Genomic DNA, 1,908 nt, shown 5'->3' with positions numbered 1-1,908 from the left:
GCCGACGCCGGGGCGCCCGCCGCACCGAACGGCCAGGCGGGCTGATGCCCGTCGCCCCGCCGCGGTCGCGTCCCGCAGGCGCCGCGCGCACCCCACCACCCCGACGCCCGCTCCCGCCACGCCAGTCCGGCGCGCGGCCGGGGGATCCGGCGCGCCGGCTGAAGATCGGCCGGTTGCTGCTCGTCGTGCTGCTCGGGTTGTCGCTGGTCAAGCTCGTCGGGGTGCAGACGATCCAGTCCGCGTCGCTCACGGCGTCGTCGGAGAAGCAGCGCACCACCCGCATCCCGTTGCCCGCCGAGCGCGGCTCGATCCTCGACCGCAACGGCACCCCGCTGGCGTTCAGCACCGAGGCCGACGCGCTCACGACCAACCCACGGCTGATCAACCAGCAGAAGGGCGCGGGTGCGGCGGCCTACAAGCAGCAGCTGGCCACCGCGGTCGCGGAGCGCACCGGAGGCGACCCCAACGCCCTGCTGGCGGCGCTGAACAGCGACAAGGGCTACGTCGTGCTCGCGCCGCTGGCCGACCCGGCCGCGGCCCGCGACCTGCAGGCCCGGTTCCCCGAGATCGCCGAGGAGAAGCGCGAGGCGCGTCAGTACCCCGGCGGCAGCCTGGCGGCCAACGTGATCGGCGCGGCGTCGTGGAACAGCGGCGACGGCAAGCTGACGGGCCTCGTCGGGCTGGAGAGCTCGCAGGACGCGCTGCTGTCGGGAACCGACGGCTACGAGGTCGTCGACACCGCCGAGGGCAGCTCGGCGATCATCCCCGGCACCACCCGCGCGCAGCAGGCGGCCGTCCCCGGCTCCGACATCGAGCTGACGATCGACTCCGACATGCAGTACACGATCCAGCAGCAGCTGCAGGCCTACGTCACGAAGACGAAGGCCAAGGACGGCACGGCCGTCGTGCTCGACGCGAAGACCGGCGAGGTCCTCGCGCTGGCCAACAGCGACACGTTCGACCCGACGAACCTCGCGGGCGCGACCGCAGCGTCGATGGGCAACGAGGCCGTCACCACGCCCTACGAGCCCGGCTCGGTCAACAAGATCGTGACGATGTCGGCGGCGCTGGAGTCCGGCGTCGCCAAGCCCGACGACGTGCTCGACGTGCCCGGCAGCATCAAGGTCGCCGACCGGACGATCAACGACGCCTGGTCGCACGGGCTCGACCACTACACCCTGACCGGCGTGCTGGCGAAGTCGTCGAACGTCGGCACGATCATGACGGCGCAGAAGGTCGGCGAGGACCGCTTCTGGGACATGCTCAACCGCTACGGCCTGGGTCAGAAGACCGGCATCGGGCTGCCCGGCGAGAGCTCCGGGCGGGTGCCCCCGCGCGACCAGTGGTCGGGCTCGACGTTCGGCAACCTGCCGATCGGGCAGGGCCTGTCGATGACGGTGCTGCAGATGGCCGGGATGTACCAGGCCGTCGCGAACGACGGCGTGCGCATCCCGCCACGGATCGTGGCCGCGACGATCGGCCCGAACGGCGAGCGCACCGTGCCACCCCCGCCGCAGCCGGTGCAGGTCGTCTCGCCGCAGACCGCGGCGACGCTGCGGACGATGCTGACCGCGGTCACCCAGGACGCGAAGGGCGTGCAGCGGGGGACCGGCGCCGCGGCGGCCGTGCCGGGCTACCAGGTCGCGGGGAAGACGGGCACCGCGCAGCAGGTCAACCCGGCCTGTGGCTGCTACGCGTCGTCGACCTACTGGATCACCTTCGCCGGCATGCTGCCCGCCCAGGACCCGCGGTTCGTCATCGGCATCATGCTCGACGCGCCCGCGGGCGGGGCCTCCGCGGCGCCGCTGTTCCACGACATGGCGAGCTACATCGCCGCGCGCGAGCAGATCCCCGTGGGACCGCCCGCGCCCTACCAGGAGCTCGTCGCGCCCTGAGCGGGAGCGAACC

At 73.1% G+C, this 1,908-nt stretch carries 1 protein-coding gene; it reads left to right on the top strand.

The genetic code is table 11. The features are described from left to right. Positions 1–1,895, top strand: a 1,895-nt coding sequence (locus tag PSD17_RS21565; protein WP_339124298.1) for a peptidoglycan D,D-transpeptidase FtsI family protein, incomplete at its 5' end; no start/stop codon positions are given. Between the last annotated feature and the right edge of the window lie 13 nt (positions 1,896–1,908).

Origin of the sequence: Pseudonocardia sp. D17, assembly GCF_036984265.1 — a bacterium.
GTDB lineage: Bacteria > Actinomycetota > Actinomycetes > Mycobacteriales > Pseudonocardiaceae > Pseudonocardia > Pseudonocardia benzenivorans.
The sequence above is the reverse complement of the archived record's forward strand: the minus strand, read 5'-3'. Positions and strand labels throughout refer to the sequence as shown.